Below are 18,745 nucleotides of genomic sequence, written 5' to 3'. Positions count from 1 at the left end.
TCCACATAGATTATAATCCAATAAGTTAGTATCCGGTAAGAAGTAATCATATAGAAGGGTAGCACTTTCAGCACAAATGTTATAGACGCTGCAAAGTGCTGCTTTTTTGTGCTTACTAGAGCCTATCTAAAGTGAATTAAACATTTACGTCGGAACGGCACAGGGGCCGTTCCCTACATAGAACACTAAATTCTATTCATACATGATTTATAAATAGCATAATATTTTTTTCACTTTTTATTAAGAAAAACTTAATAATTTATTTTTAAATACTTTATCACTATCCTTTATCATTCTATTAGTGGCTTTTATATCTTATAAAGCTATTAAGAATCAATAACAAATCAAACTTTCCATGATATCAAAACTATTTAAAAGGAGGAAATGTGTTTTGGAGAAAGATCAGAAAAACATTCTAGGAAAAATAGCTATCTTTTTTATTGAAAGATACCGCATTGTTTATTTAATTATCCTAGCCGCCATATTATTTGGAACGCAATGCTATCTTTCTTTACCAAGAGAAGAAATGCCGGAAGTCGTGATGCCTGTAGGAATGGTGTCGGTATCCTATACCGGTGCTGCCCCTCAAGAGATCGAAAGTATGATTACCGACCCTATCGAAAGTAAGCTGAAAGAACTGGATGACGTAGATTCTATCAGTTCAACCTCAAGCAATGGTTCTGTTAGCATACATGTTACATTCGAAACAGGTGTAGATATTGATGACAAAATCTCTGACATGGAAAGCTTGGTACAAGAGGTGGAAAATCAACTGCCTGAAGATGCAAGTACCCCTATGGTAAGAGGTTTTGAAAGCAACGACAGGCCTATTATTACATTAAACATTAGCGGAGAAGACAATCTTGCAGATCTAAAAAATGTGGCAGAGGACATCCAAGAAGAAATTGAAAGCATATCCGGAGTGGACGAAGTTACAATCGTTGGCGGCTTGGACCGGGAAATCAATGTTTATATAGACCCGTTAAAACTTATCACCTATAGTTTATCTGTGAACGAAATTGCAACTGCAATATCCAACGCCAATCTCAATGCTCCCGGCGGCAACATAGAGTTAGACGGTCTCAATGTCAATGTTCGAACCGTAGGAGAATTCAATACGATTGATGATTTGGAAAACATTATCGTAACAAAAATAAATGATACACCTCTCTATCTAAGAGATATCGCTACAGTCAAAGATACATACTCGGAACAAACATCCTACTCACAATTGTATTATTCGGATGTCTCTACTGAGAAAAAAACAACTCCAACCATTGCGCTATCGGTCATGAAAGATTCCGACGGGGATGTCGTCAGCTTAAGCAATACCATTAAACAATTCATCAAGGATCAAAAAGGGACTTTATATCCGGATGATGTATTTATAGCAATCACAGGTGATACCGCTGTAGAAGTAAATCAAAAATTAACCGATGTAAGTACCAATGCCGTATCAGGATTGCTAATCGTTGTCATTGTATTGTACTTATTAATTGGACTCAGTGAATCTATCATCGTAGCTTTTGTAATCCCAATGTCCCTCCTTTCCAGTTTTATTTTGATGACTTATGGAGGTATCACACTAAACTCCATGTCTTTAGTTGCATTGATCCTGGCATTAGGAATGTTGGTAGATAATGCAATTGTAATCATGGAAAGTATCGACCGATTGCGGGATGAAGGTGTCGATGTGAACACTGCAGCAAAGAATGCGACCAATCAGGTGGCTCCAGCCGTATTCTCTGCTACCCTGACCACCATGGCGGCCTTCTTCCCCATGGCTATGATTGAAGGAATGATGGGACAATTCTTAAAATCAATCCCGATTACCATCATATTCGCTATCGGCTCGTCATTCGTTATATCCCTTAGTATTACCCCTGCTCTATGTGCAAGGTTTTTAAGCACACATAAAGTTAAAATCAATCATCACGGTAAATTGCTGACGTTGATTCGAAAGATCATCTCTGTTGCCTTCGTTGTCACATTATCGCTGCTTGCTTTTGCCAATAATGGTAAATTAGAATTATTATCATGGATTGCTGCGGTGATTTTCGGATCTCTCATGGCTTTACGTGCGTTTATTCTAAATGGAAGATCCATGGGGGAAATAAAATTTATCAAAATCTATATAAATATCTTGGGGGGAATTCTAAGAAGCATATTTAAACGACTGGTATTGCTTATTGTGGCAGTCTCATTGTTTGTCGGAAGCGTGCTTGCCGTTACCAATGGCTTCTTAAAAATAGAATTAATGCCTTCTTCAGACAGTACCAGCCTAACCATCGATATTGAAACACCGCCAGGATACTTGTTGGAAGATACAGGAACCGTTGTATCCAAAATAGAAGAAATCGTGCTGGAATATCCTGAGATAAAAAACGTGGTCAGTAAAGTGGGTAGTACCGGGAGTATGAGATCCTCCGGAGGAAGTAATACCGCACGCGTATCTATTGATCTAGTCCCTGAAGAAGAAAGAGAAAAAAGCAGTACGGAGATGATCGACGCACTGCGGAAAGACTTCGACAATATTGCGGGAGCTAGTATTACCGTCGAGCAACAGACGATGGGACCAAGCTCCGGTAAACCCATCAATGTACGAATATCCGGTGAGGATACAGCTACCCTGGGACAGGTGGCTCATGATGTAAAAAGCATGCTAAAAGGCATTGACGGAACAGCGGATGTAGCCACTTCATTGGAAGATGGCAGCCCTCAGCTTAAAATACTGGTTGACAAAGAGAGAGCAAATGCATTAAACGTAAGCACATCCACCATTACTGCGGGAATTAGAAATGCTTTACAAGGTATTGAAGCAACAACGATAAAGCAAAATGGCGAAGAGATAGATATTATCCTCCACACAAATGACAATAGCATTAACTCTGTTCATGATTTTGAGAATATATACTTTACATCTAATACAGGGCAAAAAATACAGTTTTCCAGGGTCGCTTATCTTGAAGAAGCCAAGGGTGCCAGCGCAATCACGCACGAAGATTTTAAAAAAGTTGTGAGTGTTGAAAGTAATGTTAAGGATGGAATAAACTCTACCGAAGTCTTAAAAACATTGCAAGAAAAATTAAAAGATTATGCTCTTCCTGAAGATACAAGTATATCTTTTGAAGGAGAAATGAGACATATCCGACAAAGCTTTACCGGTTTGCTTATCGCTATGTTGGTTGCCATTTTCCTTGTATTCCTGATACTATCAATACAGTTTAATTCTTTATCACAGCCGTTAGTAATTCTGTTTTCCGTGCCGATGGCTATCATAGGTGCTATAGGAGGTCTAATACTAACAAAAAATAATTTTGGGGTGTTTGCATTCATGGGCATCGTCTCCCTTGTAGGTATTGCGGTAAATGATGCAATTGTACTTGTAGACCATATAAACTATCTAAGAAAGAACGGATCTCCTATGATCGAAGCAATTAAGGATGGCGTGAGAAGTAGATTTCTACCCGTTATGGCAACTTCTATTACTACCATTGGCGGGATACTTCCATTAGCCTTAAAAAACCCTGATTATGCACAAATGGGCTTTGCATTGATATTCGGATTAATTGCTTCTACAGTGCTTACATTATTGTTCATCCCAATCCTATATTCTATTGTAGAAGGATTAAAAATAAAAATCCAAAGAAAAATACCTATATTTATTGATAGAACATATTCGAAGGGAGCGAGTAAAATTGAAACATTTTAAAAATCTGATTTTATTATTCTTGGTTACTTCTCTGCTGTTTACAGGATGTGCAAAACCTTCAGGGCAGGCTGCTCCCTCGAAAGATGGCGCAGCAACAGCCGGCCAATTCGGTCCGCCAACAGCTAAAGAAGATAGCAGCATTGCCGTTGAAGTCATTCATATTGAAACCTCTGAAGCGGTAAAAGAATACCAAACAGTAGGAACTCTTACCGTAAGCGAAGAGATTAATGTATCCGGTAATACCTCAGGCACAGTAAAATCGGTAAACTTTGATGTAGGTGATACAGTAGCTAAAGGAGATATATTATATACATTGGACAGTGCGGACCTGGAAAATAGTCTCAACTTATCTAAGAGCAAGTATGAGAAGTCTGTTAGTGACGCTGCCACAACATTAGCCGATCAACAAGAGAATTTTAATAACACAAAAATCCTTTATGAAGCCGGTGCTGCCTCCAAAACCGAGTATGACGCAGCATTAACTTCTTTAAATCAGGCAAAATCAAACTATGAGCAGACAGTAAAAGAGCTTGATGCGCATAATTATAGTGCTGCATCTTCATTGAATGATACTATTATCAAAAGCCCTATCGATGGTATTGTCTCCTCTAGAAATATCGAACCGGGAGAGATGACAGGCGGGACAGATTTTATTATAATAAAAGCAGACCCGATTTTAGTACAGACCACTGTATCTGAAGAATTTATCAATAGCATTTCTGTCGGTGACAAAGCAAAAGTCAGCGTACAAGATGAAGAATATACAGGTACAATTTCCCGAATCAGCCCTGTGGGAGAAAACGGCTCAAATATTTACCCTGTTGAGTTAAGCTTAAGTAATAAAAAAAATATTTTAAAGCCGGGGATGTTTGCCAAGGTATTTTTTGAAGTAGAAAAAATCGGAAACCAGATATTAATTCCTAAAAAATCTATCTTAACCGATGACGGTAAGAACTATGTATATATTGCAGAAGACGATAAACCAAAGAAAATAACAGTGGAAAAAGGTTTTACCCAAGACGGAATGGTTCAAATACTAAGGGGACTCAATACCGGAGACCAATTAATCATCAAAGGTCAGGAATACATAACCGAAGGGGCCTCCATTCGCATTGTGAATTAACAAGTTGTATTAAATTAATATAGATGACCAAATCTAGAGTTAAAAATACTCTGCATCTACATCCCAAATAGCACTAATTCAAATGTATAACTGTAGGGGTGGACGACTCTGTCCGCCCGATACATTATTGGGTTATCAACGGGTGGACAGAGTCGTCCACCCCTACAAAAACTCACCTGGCATACAAGTTGACATATTTTAATTCTAAATTTGGTTATGTATAAATGTTCACGATTTCCGATTCTTAACTAGGAGGAGCACTATGTCCATTAAACTCAGGCTTCTATTATCATACATTAGTATATTGGTGATACAAATTGTATTAATGATAGGCATTACATTTTTATTCGGTCATATAAAATTTGAAGAAGAAAACCCAAACTCCGATTTTAGCCTGCCGGGTAAAACGTTTGGTCACTTCATTTTAGATGCGAATAAATTGAATAGGGAGATTGATATACAAACCATTATCAATAAAGCTAAGCTGTTATCTCCATCCTATTTAGACGAGTTGGGATCAATGATAGAAAAATATGATGCTGGAATTATCGTAAGAAAAAACGATGAGTTGATTTACAAATCCCCTCTACTCTTCGGGTTTGATGAAGAAAATCATTTGAATGCTTTTTTAGAGCCTTTCCAGAGAAAAAAACTTCCTAAATCAGACGTAACTTATGGCACCCTTATACAAAAAGATTTTTACTACAGTGATGCGGAAGTTTCAATATTTATTGTAGTAAATTGGAAAGCTGTATATGATAAGGAGAGTTCTTCAAGAAATTTAATAACCGGCTTAATGGTTATATTTTTCATCATCAGTACTGTAATCATTACGATGTTTATATATAGGGATATCAACCGTTCGATCTATCAACTGAAGAATGCCGTCCATGAAATCAAAAAAGGCAATTTGGATTTTAAAATCACTAAGAATCTAAATGATGAGCTTGGTGAATTAAGCGACGCTTTCGATCAAATGCGGATAAAACTGAAAGAATCAAATATCCTGAAAGAAAAATATGAAGAAAACAGGAAAAATCTTATCTCTAATATTTCGCATGATTTAAAAACGCCTATGATGTCTATCAAAGGATATATACAAGGAATCAAAGATGGTGTCGCAGATACTCCTGAAAAAATTAATAAATACATTGATACTATCTACGAGAAAGCAAAAACAATGGAAGTGTTAATTAATGAACTGTTTTTGTTTTCCAGACTTGACCTTCAAAAGGAAGAATTTCATTTCCAAAAAATTGATATCATAGATTTTTTGGAAGACTGTGTGGAAGACTTGGATTTTGATCTTAAGAAAATAGGCGGTGCTATCTTCTTTCATCACGACATAGAACATGCATATGTGAATGCAGATATACAAAAATTGAAACGTGTAGTTCTGAACATTATTGATAATGCAGTGAAGTACCAGGGTGAGCAGCCCATAAGAATACATATCCGCGCAATGCAAAATGATGATAAGATTATTATTGAAATACAGGATAACGGAAGAGGTATTTCTAAAGAACATTTACCCTTTATCTTCAATCGGTTTTATCGGGGCGATCCCTCAAGGAATACGCAAATATCCGGTACAGGATTAGGACTTGCGATATCTAAACAAATCATCGAGCAACACGGTGGAAAAATGTGGGTAGAAAGCATAGAGCACCAAGGAACCCGATTATTCTTCTCATTGAGAATGTAGTATATACCACAAAGGGAGGGCGCACATATGAAGAAAAAAATATTAATTATAGAAGATGATCTTAGCATTGCAGAACTTGAAAAGGATTACCTTATCATTAACGGTTTTGATGTGCTTTTTGAAACTTCCGGCGTAAAAGGCTTGCTTACCGCCAAAAGCGGTAGATTTGATTTAGTTATTTTAGATGTGATGCTTCCTGAAATAGACGGATTCGTGATTTGCAAAGAACTTCGTCAAACTCTTGATATTCCTATTTTAATCGTTTCTGCAAAAGAAGAAGGAATCGATAAAATAAGAGGCTTGGGTCTAGGCGCAGACGATTATATTACCAAACCGTTTAGCCCTAATGAATTGGTTGCCCGGGTCAAAGCCCATATCAGCAGATATGAAAGATTGACGACCTATCAAAACAAAGAAGAAATTATCGAGATTAACGGCTTAATGATGGACATTACTGCTAGAAGGGTATTTGTAAATAACAACGAAATAAATCTGTCCATCAAGGAGTTTGACATCCTTCACTTGCTCGCAAAAAATCCGAATCGCGTATTCAGTAAAGAAGAAATTTTCGAAAGAATATGGGATGTAACATCGGTAGGTGATATTTCGACAGTAACTGTACATATTCGTAAAATCAGAGAAAAAATCGAAAAAGGTTCCGAAGAACCTAAATATATTGAAACGATATGGGGCGCAGGCTACCGGTTTAAAATATAGTAAAATTTCTTTAAATAAAGTATTTAGAGACTCACAAGTCTTACCATTGGCGATAAGGCCTGATTGGTCAATATCTACCACAACAAAATCTGTAGCCGATAGACACTGTGCGTTCTGCATGAACATTTGATGATGTACATTTTTTAGCTGCTCAACGCCTTTGCTGTCTATTCTACGGATCAAGTCATTTACTTGAGATTGGTCAGGAAAACGATCCATATTTAACATGTTAGCAGCGACTTTATCAGGTACAAGCTTTTCGCAGAAGTTTTTTCTTCTTTAAATTCACCTGTGGTAAAGGTTATACTTTTCATATAGGTGAAAACCCCCTTCGATATGTTTTTGTGTGATGACTAAACAATTCGATAAAAATGGGCTTTCACCTTTTGTTATATTATGGTGTCCGGTATATTACATTTTCAAGGTTCACGTTTGTACGAAATTTAGGTAATTACCTTATTATTAGAAGAATATGATAAATTTAGCTGTTGATATTCAAAATTAACCTCTCAATGCATATTCATATCAGGAGATACAAATCCTAATAAATACGTAATGTAGCAATATTCATTAGAATATGGTATTAAAATCAGATGGAGGATTTAATATATGAATTTTATATTGCCTGAATATAATGCACCGGATTTTGAATCTGATACTTTTATATCTAGTCCAAATGTGCATACGGAAGTAGTTGTAAAAGATGGTGTTGCTCCGGACAATTTTCATGCAACAACAATTTTTCCTGAATATTTTAAAATAAATGATAAATGGACTCTTGTAGATAAAAGCCGGATGGACTGCGTAGTAGCAATAAAAGATGATGGCAGCTTAGAAGTAAAAGAGTTTAGAAAATTGAAGATGGGAGAAAGAGTTGTAGTTGGAAGAGCTGAAGATGCTACTCAGGGAATCTATGTTCATACCGATGGATTTAGAGGTAACCAGCAATCATCAGATGAAACGTTTGTTTTCAGAACAGGAAGATCACGGGAAACTTCTTTTTCCAGAGACTATGATAGATTGTATGAATTACTGACATACGAGAAAGATCATGGCCATATAGTGTTTGTACTGGGACCTGCAGTGACTTTTGACCACGATTCTAAAAAAGCAATGATTTCTCTAATTGAAAAGGGTTACGTTAGTACGATTCTCGCTGGAAATGCATTAGCTACCCATGACTTAGAAGGTGCATTATTTAAAACTGCCCTTGGACAGGATATATATACACAAGTTCCAATCTCAAAAGGTCATTATCATCATATTGACGTAATAAACAAGGCCCGGCAGTACTCTTCTCTAGATGAATTTATAAAACAAGAGCATGTTTGTGACGGTATTGTTTATGCCTGTATTAAGAACAATATTCCTCTCATCTTAGCAGGATCAATTAGAGACGACGGCCCGCTCCCCGGCATCATTTCCAATGTATATGATGCTCAAGATCTCATGAGAGAATATACTAAAAAAGCTACAACTGTTTTAGGATTGGCGACACAACTTCATACAATTGCAGTAGGCAATATGACACCCTCCTATCAAGTAATAAATAACAGGATAAGACCGGTGTTTATATATAGTGTAGATATATCAGAGTTTGTAGTTAATAAATTAAGAGACAGAGGGACATTGGAAGTAACATCTATTGTAACGAATGTTCAAGACTTCCTGGTTAACTTGGATAGAAACTTACTTTAGAATTTTATTGTGTAAAACTAACAAGACTTCAAGCTATCGCTTTGAAGTCTTGTTAGTTTTTACAGAATTGCCGTATCAAGAGCAATTATAAAGCTTCAAAGTGAGCCTAGTATTCTTTTTCCAATCATCGAGCAAATAAGGGATACAGCCAATTTGCCCGTTTGATTCATATGATCAAGAATAGGGTTCACTTCAACAACCTCTAAAGAACATAATTTCCTACTATTTGCTATCATTTCTGCTGCAAGATGTGCTTCTCTATATGTAAGCCCTCCATTTACAGGAGTCCCCACCCCCGGCGCTTCATTAGGGCTCATAACGTCCACGTCAAAACTGACATGAAATCCTTCTGTATCTGTCGCTACAATTTCTAAAGCTCTAACCATTACCTCTTTTATCCCATATTTATCTATATCAGAGATTGTAAATACCGTAATACCTGATTCTTTTATTAACTTAGCTTCCTCGTCATCTATATCTCTGGCACCTATCAGCACAACTTTCTCCGGGTTCACGTAGTTAACATCTTCAGGTTTAAACTCCGTCATTTCAAATGCACCAAACCCTGCTGATGCTGCAAGAGACATTCCATGCAAATTACCTGACAAAGTAGTTTCTTTCGTGTTGAAATCACCATGTGCATCTATCCAAAGCACGCCAATATTTTTAAATACACTTTGCGTACCCAAGATGCTCCCTACAGCAATACTATGGTCACCACCGAGAACGATAGGGAAATTCCCAGATAAGAGACTTTCGCTCACTATGGCAGCTAAATTCCTATTTACATATGCGATTTCTTTAGCATGTTTAAAATGCTCATCTTCGAAATCTTGATAACTTTCCGGAACCGGCACATCAATGTTGCCAATATCTTTATAAGCTATATGAAGACTGGTTATAGCTTTTTTCAAGCCGCCATATCTTATAGCACTTGGCCCCATATCAACGCCTCTTCTGTTTGCACCCAAATCAATTGGGACACCTATGATATCAACATTCATAGCTTTATCTCCTTCAGATTTTAATACTTTTATAATATATTTTGATACAATTTAAACTTATTATCCGGTCTGAAAATAAAAACTATAACTCTGCTTTGGCATTTTGTATTATAGAAAGTTAAGAAATAACTAACAATATTTTATAATTGTATATATGTTTGCAAATACTAATTGGGACTAGATTATGTCAGGAGGTTTTTACATGCAGAATTTATCTACAAAGGAAGTAAACTATATAAAGGATATCTTGTCCTGGGAACTGCTTTCAACAAAAAAGTGTTTTCAATACGCACATCAGGAGCTGAACCCTGCACGGCAAAAATTATTCTTTGATACTGCAAATATGCATCAGCAAAACTATTTAAATCTTTTAAATTATGTAGATCAAATAGTAAAAAAGCAAGGAGGTCAGATGCATTGATGGATACTCAGTCAATAATTACAACCAAAATAGGAGTACAAAAAATCGGCAGGCAAGTTTCCGATGAACTCCCACAGGTGAAGGATGCAACCGTAAACTTGCGAGATCGGGTAAATGATATCCTATTGGATAAAAAGCATATCCTTGTCAACTATCAGATTGCTATAAATGAAGCGATAAATGACGATCTCCGCAATCTGCTGATAGACAACCGTAACAAAATACAGAGTACACATACTATTTTTTTCAATGAAATGTTTAGTCTGGGTGAATACCAGGCTGATGTTGCAACCAATCCCCAAATAAGGGATGCATTTGATGTATTTAGCGGTTATAAGACCCAACTTCCGTATAAACAATAGCTATAACAAAAGCCCGGCCTGCCGGGCTTCTTTACAAGAAATCAATAAAGGAGAAAAGCAGATAAATCATCCTGGCAAGGTAGTTGGTCGGTGTTTTATCTTGCATGGTGGATATCATGGTCTCCTTTCGTAGGTATGTTCATTGCTAGAATATCTAAAGGAAGGTCTATTCGAGAATTTGTATTGGCAGTACTGATTATTCCTTCACTTTTGTCATTTATATGGCTATCAGTATTTGGTGGGACAGCCATTTATCTGAATAGTACCTTGAACGGAAGTTTATTTGCAACTGTTCAAGACAAGCTTCCTATCGCTTTATTTGAAATGATTAGCTATTTAAATCTCCCTATCTTTTCTGGACTGTTAAAGATTTTGTTATCTGCAATTGCTACCATACTAGTAATTTCATTTTTTGTAACGTCTAGTGATTCCGGCTCACTGGTTGTAGATAATATAACCTCTGGAGGGAAATTGGATTCACCGGTACCGCAAAGGGTATTCTGGTCTTTTATGGAAGGTTTTGCAGCTGCAATCTTACTCTTAAAAAGTAAGAATATTCAAACATCGTTTATCTTAATCATAATTATTGTATCAATACCGGCAGGATTTTTTCCACCATCTTTATAATCTCTAAATCCAAATTTCATATACATCTTTCTTGCAGCTTCACCAGCGTTCGCATTAGGAGAAAAAGTTTGTACAAAGACAGGCTTTTTACTGTCTAAGCAATCAAGCGCTGCTTTTAATAATTGATGACCATAACCCTTAGACCTACTTTTTTCTCTGACTGCTAACCAAGATATCTCATTCTCAGCTTTATTAATTGCAATTATACCTTCAATATCATTATCAGTATTTAAAACACAAAAGGCTGATGAATTAAATATGCAATCTCTTATTCCCTTTTTAAAATCTTCATTTCCTACCATTTCACCAAATAATGGCTCAACCTCTCCAGCTAATTCTAACCATGGATTGAAATCTTCATTTGTAACAAGTCTAATCATAAATGACCTCTTTTTCTGATTTTAATACTTTAACCGGCCATGCTTCACTCCTTCTGCGTGCTAAATCAGACTTTTTCAGCAGTCCGAACGGTTCTTACGCTTCATACTATCACAAACACGAATGTTTGCCAAGCAGCAGAACCGCCCCCGCTTATTACCAGTGATAAAGATTAAAAACTTCTCATATTTTTTTTCGTATCTTCCCAATTACAAATAAGATAAAAGGAAAAACAAAACCAAAAAGTATATTTGTTGTCAACGCAATATACTTTGAGAAGTTTGCAAGTTCAAACCTGTTTCGAGCTATGTAATAAGAAAAAATAAAAGCAAATAAAGTAACCGGACTTAGTAGCGACTTTGACCCCGAAAGAGAAAAAAGCGACTTGATAATGCTGATAATAATATACATAAAAACAGATATAATTACAAAGTCCACAATTACCCAAAATGCAAGAGCTACTGATTCTATTCGTTCAATACTTTCCATTACTGAAATGCTTTTTACAACTACAAAGTAAGGCAGTGAAACACGTTGAATAATAGTATGACCGTATACTCCGATGGTCTGAATTAAGAGCATTAACGCCATTACTACCAGATAGACCGTACCTTGAAGTCCAAATCTTTTAATATGTTCCTTATTATTTATCTTATCTCCAAAAAAGAAAATGAACGTAAAATATCCCCATATCCCAAGAATTGAATATGTGGACTTAGTAATTGGCCAGATGTCATAATATGTTACCGGAAACAAATTAATTATTTCAACGTTTGTAATGGTTAACAAAAATAAAATAATAAAAATAACTGAAAATGCAAGAAAAAGAAATTCTGTCGTCCTGGTTAATGCAACAATTCCACCCCGAACGGCGTAAAAAACAACTATCAGAATGGTTACCGTAAAAAAGGCCATAGGAGTGTTAGGGAGCAGTGATGTTAAAAATCTTTCGGTAAAATAACGTACATATAAACCTAGTAAAACCATCAACCATACGAGATATAGTGATAATAACACTCTTCCCGGGACCTTTCCTATAATTTTGAGAAACATATCTGAAAGGTTTGCTTCCTTATCCTTTTTAAACAGTGCTTGCATAACATATACAAGGCAAATAAGAGGTAATGCTGCCAAAATCGGTGTTAACCATCCCGCACGTTCTCCTATCTCTGCCGAAGAAACAGGGAATAAGCGTATTGCAGGCGAATATACAAGCATTAAAAAGAGTATAACTGCCTGACGTATCGATATCTTTTCTTTTGAGGCTAACAATTACACTCCTCCTTCCTGCCCAAACAATGAAAGCAATATTTCCGAGAAACTATCACGTTCCGGATTGGAGAGATAAAAAAGTCCTAAAACTGCAACCATCAGCATAAACAAAATATATACAAATATATCCTTTTTTTGATTTTTTGACTTCATATCTTTTATATCCAGTATACTTAATAGTATGATGATGCTCATCAAGTAAACCATGTTTACTCCTTCCCTTTATATCCACTGGGTTCCCGTAATTCATAACTTCTTTCTATTACTGAATCAACTTGAACATTAAATTTAATCTCCGGCAGTATTTGCATCCACTGCTTCTCAATTCTTTTCCATTTTACAGGACTTCTCAATCTGATTTTATCGCAAATATCAAGGCAATCTGATTCAAATTCCAAAACTTTTTCGAAAACATCTTCCATCTCTTTTTTTAAAATCGTTGATTGCTGTTGTTCCATGTGGTGAATAGAGTTTTCTCTTATTACTTCCATTTGAGATTGAATCTCGCCCAGATTGCTTTTTACCTTTGATTTTATAGTGACTTCTGCCAGATTGTCATCAATAAAGTACGGTATAACCTCTGTATTGTTACCGATAATCTCTAGGGATACGTCTTGACCTGACAAGTCTTTTACAGTAACAATAGATGAACCTACGTTATTGGTGATAAGATTTACTCCCCGTGATATTTCTCTTCCAATGAAACCTGCCAGCTTTAAGTCTTTAAATATAGCATATCCATTACTTTCTACATCAAACAATTGCTTATTGCTTTCATTTTCTCGTCTTACCAGTTCTATACATGGGACACGTGCAGACGAATGATGTATGTCAATAAACCTCATCAAATCAGAAATCTTCATTTCTTCTGAGGTACTTAGCAATTTAATATTTTGTCCCAAACTATCAAGCTTGTCAAGAATGAAAAAGTCGGTTTTGTTGACCTCCTCTATCAATTCTTTCGCCGTTGAGCCTTTTACTATATATACTTTTGCCTCTATACGCAGTTCATGATCACGTGTAAAAAAATCAATATATTTGGCAATATTTTCTTTTGCTGCTTCCTCGCCAATCATGTAATAATCGGTGTGACTCCAAAATACCGTTTTATCAACATGTGTCTGTATATGCCGCACTGCGTCAAATACTGTTTTCCCTTGTGAAGTCACAACCAGTGCTTTCCCACCCGTACTATCACCACCTCCTCCGCTGCTTCCCGGACTTTCCTGGCTACCAACTTCTGTAAGCTTTTTACTTGCTGCCGTTATCATTGGGTTTCCCGGATGATCGGGCGACTTGTCAATTCCAATCACTTGTACAAGCTGTAGGTCATCTATTTCCCGGCTCTGAGGCAAAAATTTTGCTTTGCATCCTGTTGAATTTATCATTAACAACGAAAGTATTATTCCTATTAACGTTTGCTTCATAGCATTCTCCTACTTCTGACGCTTTTTATTTGTACTCTTAATACTCGATGGTCGCTTTTTCATTAGGAACAGGGGTAACCTGATAAGTGTATCCTCTGTAAGTTCACGCCCCTCATTAGCCACAAAAGGACTAAAATAAGGAACACCAAAAGTTTCGATCGTATTTAAGTGATACACAAGCATAATAAAAATCAATGAAAGCCCATAAAGGCCGGCAATGGACGCTCCTATCACGAATACCAGACGAAAAATCCTGAGGGCGTTTGAATAATCCTGATTAGGCATGATAAACCCGCAAATTCCCGTAACGGCAACAACAATAACCACAACAGGAGAGATGAGTTTTGCTTGAACGGCTGCTTGCCCTACCACCAGCGCCCCTATAATAGATACTGCCTGACCGATTGTTTTTGGAAGCCGGAGTCCTGCTTCAAGCAATATCTCAAATGCAATTAACATCATAAAAATCGAAGTTACTGTTGGAAAAGGTACTTCTGATTTACTTTGGATAATGGAAACAGCAAGTACCGTGGGAATCATCTCCTGATGAAAAGTTGTTATCGCCACATAAAATGCAGGTAAAAATAGAGTCACCAATGAACCGGCATAGCGTAGAAATCGAAGGAAAGAGCTTATAACATAATTTTGCGCATAATCTTCCGGCGCTTGATAAAAAGAAGTCAGTGTAGCCGGCATTATGTATGTAACCGGTAATCCATCGATAATAACTCCTACTCTTCCTTCTATAATATTATGACAAAACTTATCACTCCTTTCGGTATTCATCACTTGCGGAAACATGGTGCGTTTATGATCAATAATGAATTCCTCAATACTTCCTGCGGTAAGTACACCATCAATATCTATTTCTTCAAGGCGTTTGAAGACCTCCTTAACAATCTTTTCATTTGTCAGGTTCTCAATATAAATTACAGCAATAGGCGTATTTGTCTGGCGTCCTACGGCAACTTCTTTTACCCGTAGATAAGGGGTGCGTATTTTTCGACGAACCAATGCGGTATTTACCCTAAGCACTTCTATGAAAGCATCCTTTGCTCCCTTTATTACATTCTCAGCGGTCGGTTCGCTAATCCCCCTCTTTTCAAAGCCTTTTATATCAAGTGTAACCGCTTTTTTTTCTTTATCAAATACCAGAGCTACTGCACCGTTTAAAATATCCTTTAGGGTATCTCCCAAATTTTGATGCAATCTACGCGAAGCATGATAGACCGTTCCGTACTCTATGAGCTCTATAATGTCGTCAAAATCAGTTACCTCAATTAATACTCTTTCTTGTGTTAAGGGCTTTAGAACATCATCATTCAACATTTTTATATCCACTAGTCCTTCAACGAAAACAACGGTAACCGGAATGTCACGGCAGCCATTTATATAGTGAACTTGATAGCTTATATCACTACTGTCGGATAGAATAGTCTTAATATTTTCAGATGTTATGTCTTTATTATTCATTTCTAATTTTCCTTTTGAGTCTGCTACATTAAGCTCCTTTTTATTTCTCCCAAACCTCAACGACAAAAGTCACTCCTTCCAACTGCTTTTAATATTATCTCACTAGCTTTGCAATTCATACATATTCCCAATTAATAAATAAACGGTATATAAACATGATAATCATAGAAAAGAACAACGAAATGATTGCCAATAGATATTATTTGAAAAAGTAAAGTCACAAAATGGTATACCCCACCAACCAAAAACCACTGATAATTGAACCGAAAAAACTTTTTCGACTATCCTTCTTCGTGACATTTGAAAATTTTACACTGCCCTATTTATGCAGCTTACTTTTAACTATTGATGCATAAGTAATATCTGGTATGTTGTAGTGCAAAATAATTTGAAGCACAAAACTTCCAAATGTCAGCCCCATAACCGTCCCCCGTCACATTAAAAAAATTTATACTTTCTTAGATAATTAAAAAAGCAATCATTCACTTTGGAATAATTGCTCATAACTTTGCTAAAAATTTCTGTATTTATTTAAAAAATGCCTTTCTATATTTAATAGACAAATAACTCTAGTTTTTCATTCCTGTATAAATAAGCACTGCATCTCTCAAAAATTCTGCTGTTCCAGGTTGCTTTTTATCATAATAAGCTGTAAATCTTTCATCATTTACATACATCTGAGCAATTCCAGCATGTGCTTCTTTGGAATAGGTGTCCCAATAAAAGCTTAACCATTGGCGATGTAAATCTGCTGCTTTTTGAGCTAGCCCACCTGCAGGATCGCCTGTCTGAAACGCTGCATGAAGTACTTCAAGAACCTCATCTCTAAGTCTCGTAGTTTCATCATATTCTTCTTGTGTCATTTTTTTCAATTTATTGTTTGACCTATCAATCGACTTATTTCCATACTTTTGACGAATTTCCTTGCCGTATTTCTCTTCATTCTCATCAATCAGTTTTTGTTTAAATCCTTCAAACTTCTCCTTATCACTCATGGTAATTCTCCCTTCTGTTGACGCAATTGTTTTATCCACATTTGCAATTAATAAATTTAACTGCTCCCTTTTCTCAAGAAGTTTGATACGATGTTCTCTCAGTGCTTTTTCTCTATCGAAAGATGGTTGAGTTATAATGTTTTTAATACTATCCAAGTTTATACCCAATTCCCTATAAAATAGTATCTGCTGAAGTGTGTCAACCTCTTGTTGGCTATAAATACGGTACCCTGATGTATTAATTCTTGCCGGCTTAAGAATTCCAATTTCATCATAATACCTCAATGTCCGTGAGCTAACACCTGCTATCTGAGCTAATTTCTGCACTGTATATTCCATGTTCTCGCCTCCTGATAAAACAATAATACACCTTTACGTTGCGTTAATGTCAACAAGTTTTTAATTATTTTTTTGAGATCCTTACCCTGGCCCTATTTCATAATTTCGAGATAGCATAAAGCCTAAAGAATGCATATGATATATTAAATAAAGTATATCGAAATATGGAGGAATATAAGATGGCAACTTTTCAATCTTTTTACGGAGTCATTACCAAGATTGATGATTTCTGGACAGGAAGTGAAGCACCAACAGGATGCTATAAATTAATGTCTGTACAGAACAAAGAGGGAAGTATCGTAAATTTCGTAGTCACACCGAATACTTACTTTGTAGATCATATAACAATGGTTGTTGGCGACCCGGTGATCGGATTTTATGATGCAAACGCCCCTGTTCCTTTAATCTTCCCGCCACAATTTAGAGCAATAGTGATGGCAAGAATGGTACCGGGCTGGAATGTGAAAGTGGACTATTTTAATGAACAGCTGATAAGCAGTGATGCCATGTTAAAACTGAGTATTGCCCCATTTACCCAAATAATACTTGAAAATGATCAGGCCTTTACCGGCAGCCTTGGAAACCGAAATCTAATTGTAGTATATGGTGCTGCTACAAAGAGTATTCCCTCCCAAGCTACACCATATAAAATTATTATTATGTGTATGTATAGTGACGCCCTTAGATAATATATATTAGGCTATAGGCGCCATAAGTACTCTTCCTGTTCCACGGTAGACATTAACTAATCCTTCGCCTGAAACAGCAGAGCCCAGTAAACTCTTGCTAGATTTTTCAACTCTAAATTCTAATGAATCAGACCATGCAATTGCAAAATTTCCATCAATTCGAACTTCATCTTTGTCTATCACAAATTCTATCAGTTCATCTCTTGGGACAGGACTTTCTAATATAGCAATTCCTTCACCTTTAAGACATAAATTAAATAATCCTTCTTTTCCCAGCATTGCCGAAGAAAGATTAGTTCTAGCGACTACCTTCTGTTGAACTCTTGATTCACAAGCAAGAAAAAGCCCATCATCTAATACCAATCCGCCCCAATCTGAAACATCTTCAACTAGAATATGTTTATATGTAGGCTCTAACATTAATAAACCGGTTCCTTGATATCTCGGTTTAATTGCTGATTCCTTTGTTGCTTTGGAAGCTAATGCTTTACCTAATAAATCACCTACCCCTTTAATATCAGCAGTCATACTAACAGATCCTGTGGTCCATTGCATTGCTCCTGCACTGATTGTATAAGCATTTCCTTTTAATTCAATGAGAACTTGTCTTTTTCTGACATTCATTTGTGCTGCATAATATGCATTTATTGCATTTACAGCATCTACGCTTAAATCTTTCTTATACTCAAGGACTTTGACATCTCCTTTTGATTCTATAATCTCTATATTTTTATTTTCATGAAGGTTTTTACATGTTACCATCTTAACTTTCTCCCCCTTTTATCTTACTATATACTACTCTT

The 18,745-nt window shown here is 36.3% G+C and carries 17 protein-coding genes; 9 read left to right on the top strand and 8 right to left on the bottom strand.

Annotated features, from left to right (window positions below):
• Positions 1-391 precede the first annotated feature (391 nt).
• The 5 genes from QKW49_RS19475 (at position 392) to QKW49_RS19455 (ending at position 8,955) form a co-directional block, all read left to right on the top strand.
• Entirely contained in the window at positions 392-3,712 is a 3,321-nt protein-coding gene (locus tag QKW49_RS19475) for an efflux RND transporter permease subunit (RefSeq protein WP_282864303.1), read from the top strand.
• Positions 3,699-4,835 carry an efflux RND transporter periplasmic adaptor subunit gene (locus QKW49_RS19470; protein ID WP_282864302.1) on the top strand — a complete coding sequence of 379 codons (1,137 nt, stop codon included), beginning with the start codon at positions 3,699-3,701 and terminating at the stop codon, positions 4,833-4,835. Before QKW49_RS19475 ends, QKW49_RS19470 begins: the two co-directional genes overlap by 14 nt.
• Before the next feature lie 262 nt (positions 4,836-5,097).
• Positions 5,098-6,540, top strand: a complete 1,443-nt coding sequence (locus tag QKW49_RS19465; protein ID WP_282864301.1) for a HAMP domain-containing sensor histidine kinase — start codon at positions 5,098-5,100, stop codon at positions 6,538-6,540.
• A 27-nt stretch (positions 6,541-6,567) separates the two neighbouring features.
• Positions 6,568-7,257, top strand: coding sequence for a response regulator transcription factor (locus tag QKW49_RS19460; RefSeq protein WP_282864300.1), 690 nt, complete (start codon positions 6,568-6,570; stop codon positions 7,255-7,257).
• Positions 7,258-7,866: 609 nt separating this feature from the next.
• Positions 7,867-8,955, top strand: a complete 1,089-nt coding sequence (locus tag QKW49_RS19455; protein WP_282864299.1) for a hypothetical protein — start codon at positions 7,867-7,869, stop codon at positions 8,953-8,955.
• Between the two features lie 95 nt (positions 8,956-9,050).
• On the opposite strand, the gene rocF is transcribed toward QKW49_RS19455, so the two are convergent.
• Positions 9,051-9,959 carry an arginase gene (gene rocF, locus QKW49_RS19450; RefSeq protein ID WP_282864298.1) on the bottom strand — a complete coding sequence of 303 codons (909 nt, stop codon included), beginning with the start codon at positions 9,957-9,959 and terminating at the stop codon, positions 9,051-9,053.
• A 202-nt stretch (positions 9,960-10,161) separates the two neighbouring features.
• Here rocF and QKW49_RS19445 point away from each other — a divergent pair, with 202 nt between their 5' ends.
• From QKW49_RS19445 to QKW49_RS19435, 3 genes are all read left to right on the top strand, one after another.
• Positions 10,162-10,380, top strand: coding sequence for a hypothetical protein (locus QKW49_RS19445; RefSeq protein WP_282864297.1), 219 nt, complete (start codon positions 10,162-10,164; stop codon positions 10,378-10,380).
• Entirely contained in the window at positions 10,380-10,742 is a 363-nt protein-coding gene (locus QKW49_RS19440; protein ID WP_282868190.1) for a spore coat protein, read from the top strand. Before QKW49_RS19445 ends, QKW49_RS19440 begins: the two co-directional genes overlap by 1 nt.
• Positions 10,743-10,832: 90 nt before the next feature.
• Positions 10,833-11,369, top strand: a complete 537-nt coding sequence (locus QKW49_RS19435; protein WP_282864296.1) for a BCCT family transporter — start codon at positions 10,833-10,835, stop codon at positions 11,367-11,369.
• On the opposite strand, the gene QKW49_RS19430 is transcribed toward QKW49_RS19435, so the two are convergent.
• From QKW49_RS19430 to QKW49_RS19405, 6 genes are all read right to left on the bottom strand, one after another.
• Positions 11,300-11,749 carry a GNAT family N-acetyltransferase gene (locus QKW49_RS19430; protein WP_282864295.1) on the bottom strand — a complete coding sequence of 150 codons (450 nt, stop codon included), beginning with the start codon at positions 11,747-11,749 and terminating at the stop codon, positions 11,300-11,302. The genes QKW49_RS19435 and QKW49_RS19430 overlap by 70 nt on opposite strands.
• 181 nt (positions 11,750-11,930) lie before the next feature.
• A complete protein-coding gene (locus QKW49_RS19425; RefSeq protein WP_282864294.1) occupies positions 11,931-13,019 on the bottom strand; it encodes an endospore germination permease in 1,089 nt (362 codons plus the stop codon).
• On the bottom strand, positions 13,020-13,226 hold the full coding sequence (locus tag QKW49_RS19420; protein WP_282864293.1) for a hypothetical protein: 207 nt from the start codon (positions 13,224-13,226) through the stop codon (positions 13,020-13,022).
• A gap of 2 nt (positions 13,227-13,228) precedes the next feature.
• Complete coding sequence (locus QKW49_RS19415; RefSeq protein ID WP_282864292.1) at positions 13,229-14,446, bottom strand: Ger(x)C family spore germination protein; 1,218 nt, start codon at positions 14,444-14,446, stop codon at positions 13,229-13,231.
• 9 nt (positions 14,447-14,455) lie between these two features.
• Positions 14,456-15,985, bottom strand: coding sequence for a spore germination protein (locus QKW49_RS19410; RefSeq protein ID WP_282864291.1), 1,530 nt, complete (start codon positions 15,983-15,985; stop codon positions 14,456-14,458).
• 503 nt (positions 15,986-16,488) lie between these two features.
• On the bottom strand, positions 16,489-17,253 hold the full coding sequence (locus QKW49_RS19405) for a MerR family transcriptional regulator (RefSeq protein ID WP_282864290.1): 765 nt from the start codon (positions 17,251-17,253) through the stop codon (positions 16,489-16,491).
• A 179-nt stretch (positions 17,254-17,432) separates the two neighbouring features.
• Here QKW49_RS19405 and QKW49_RS19400 point away from each other — a divergent pair, with 179 nt between their 5' ends.
• A complete protein-coding gene (locus QKW49_RS19400; RefSeq protein ID WP_282864289.1) occupies positions 17,433-17,942 on the top strand; it encodes a hypothetical protein in 510 nt (169 codons plus the stop codon).
• A 6-nt stretch (positions 17,943-17,948) separates the two neighbouring features.
• Here QKW49_RS19400 and QKW49_RS19395 read toward each other — a convergent pair whose 3' ends face one another.
• On the bottom strand, positions 17,949-18,704 hold the full coding sequence (locus QKW49_RS19395) for an AIM24 family protein (RefSeq protein WP_282864288.1): 756 nt from the start codon (positions 18,702-18,704) through the stop codon (positions 17,949-17,951).
• Positions 18,705-18,745 lie beyond the last annotated feature (41 nt).

This window comes from Petroclostridium sp. X23, assembly GCF_030013905.1.
Lineage (GTDB): Bacteria > Bacillota > Clostridia > SK-Y3 > SK-Y3 > X23.
Note: the sequence above shows the minus strand (reverse complement) of the source record. Positions and strands in the feature narration are given on the sequence as shown.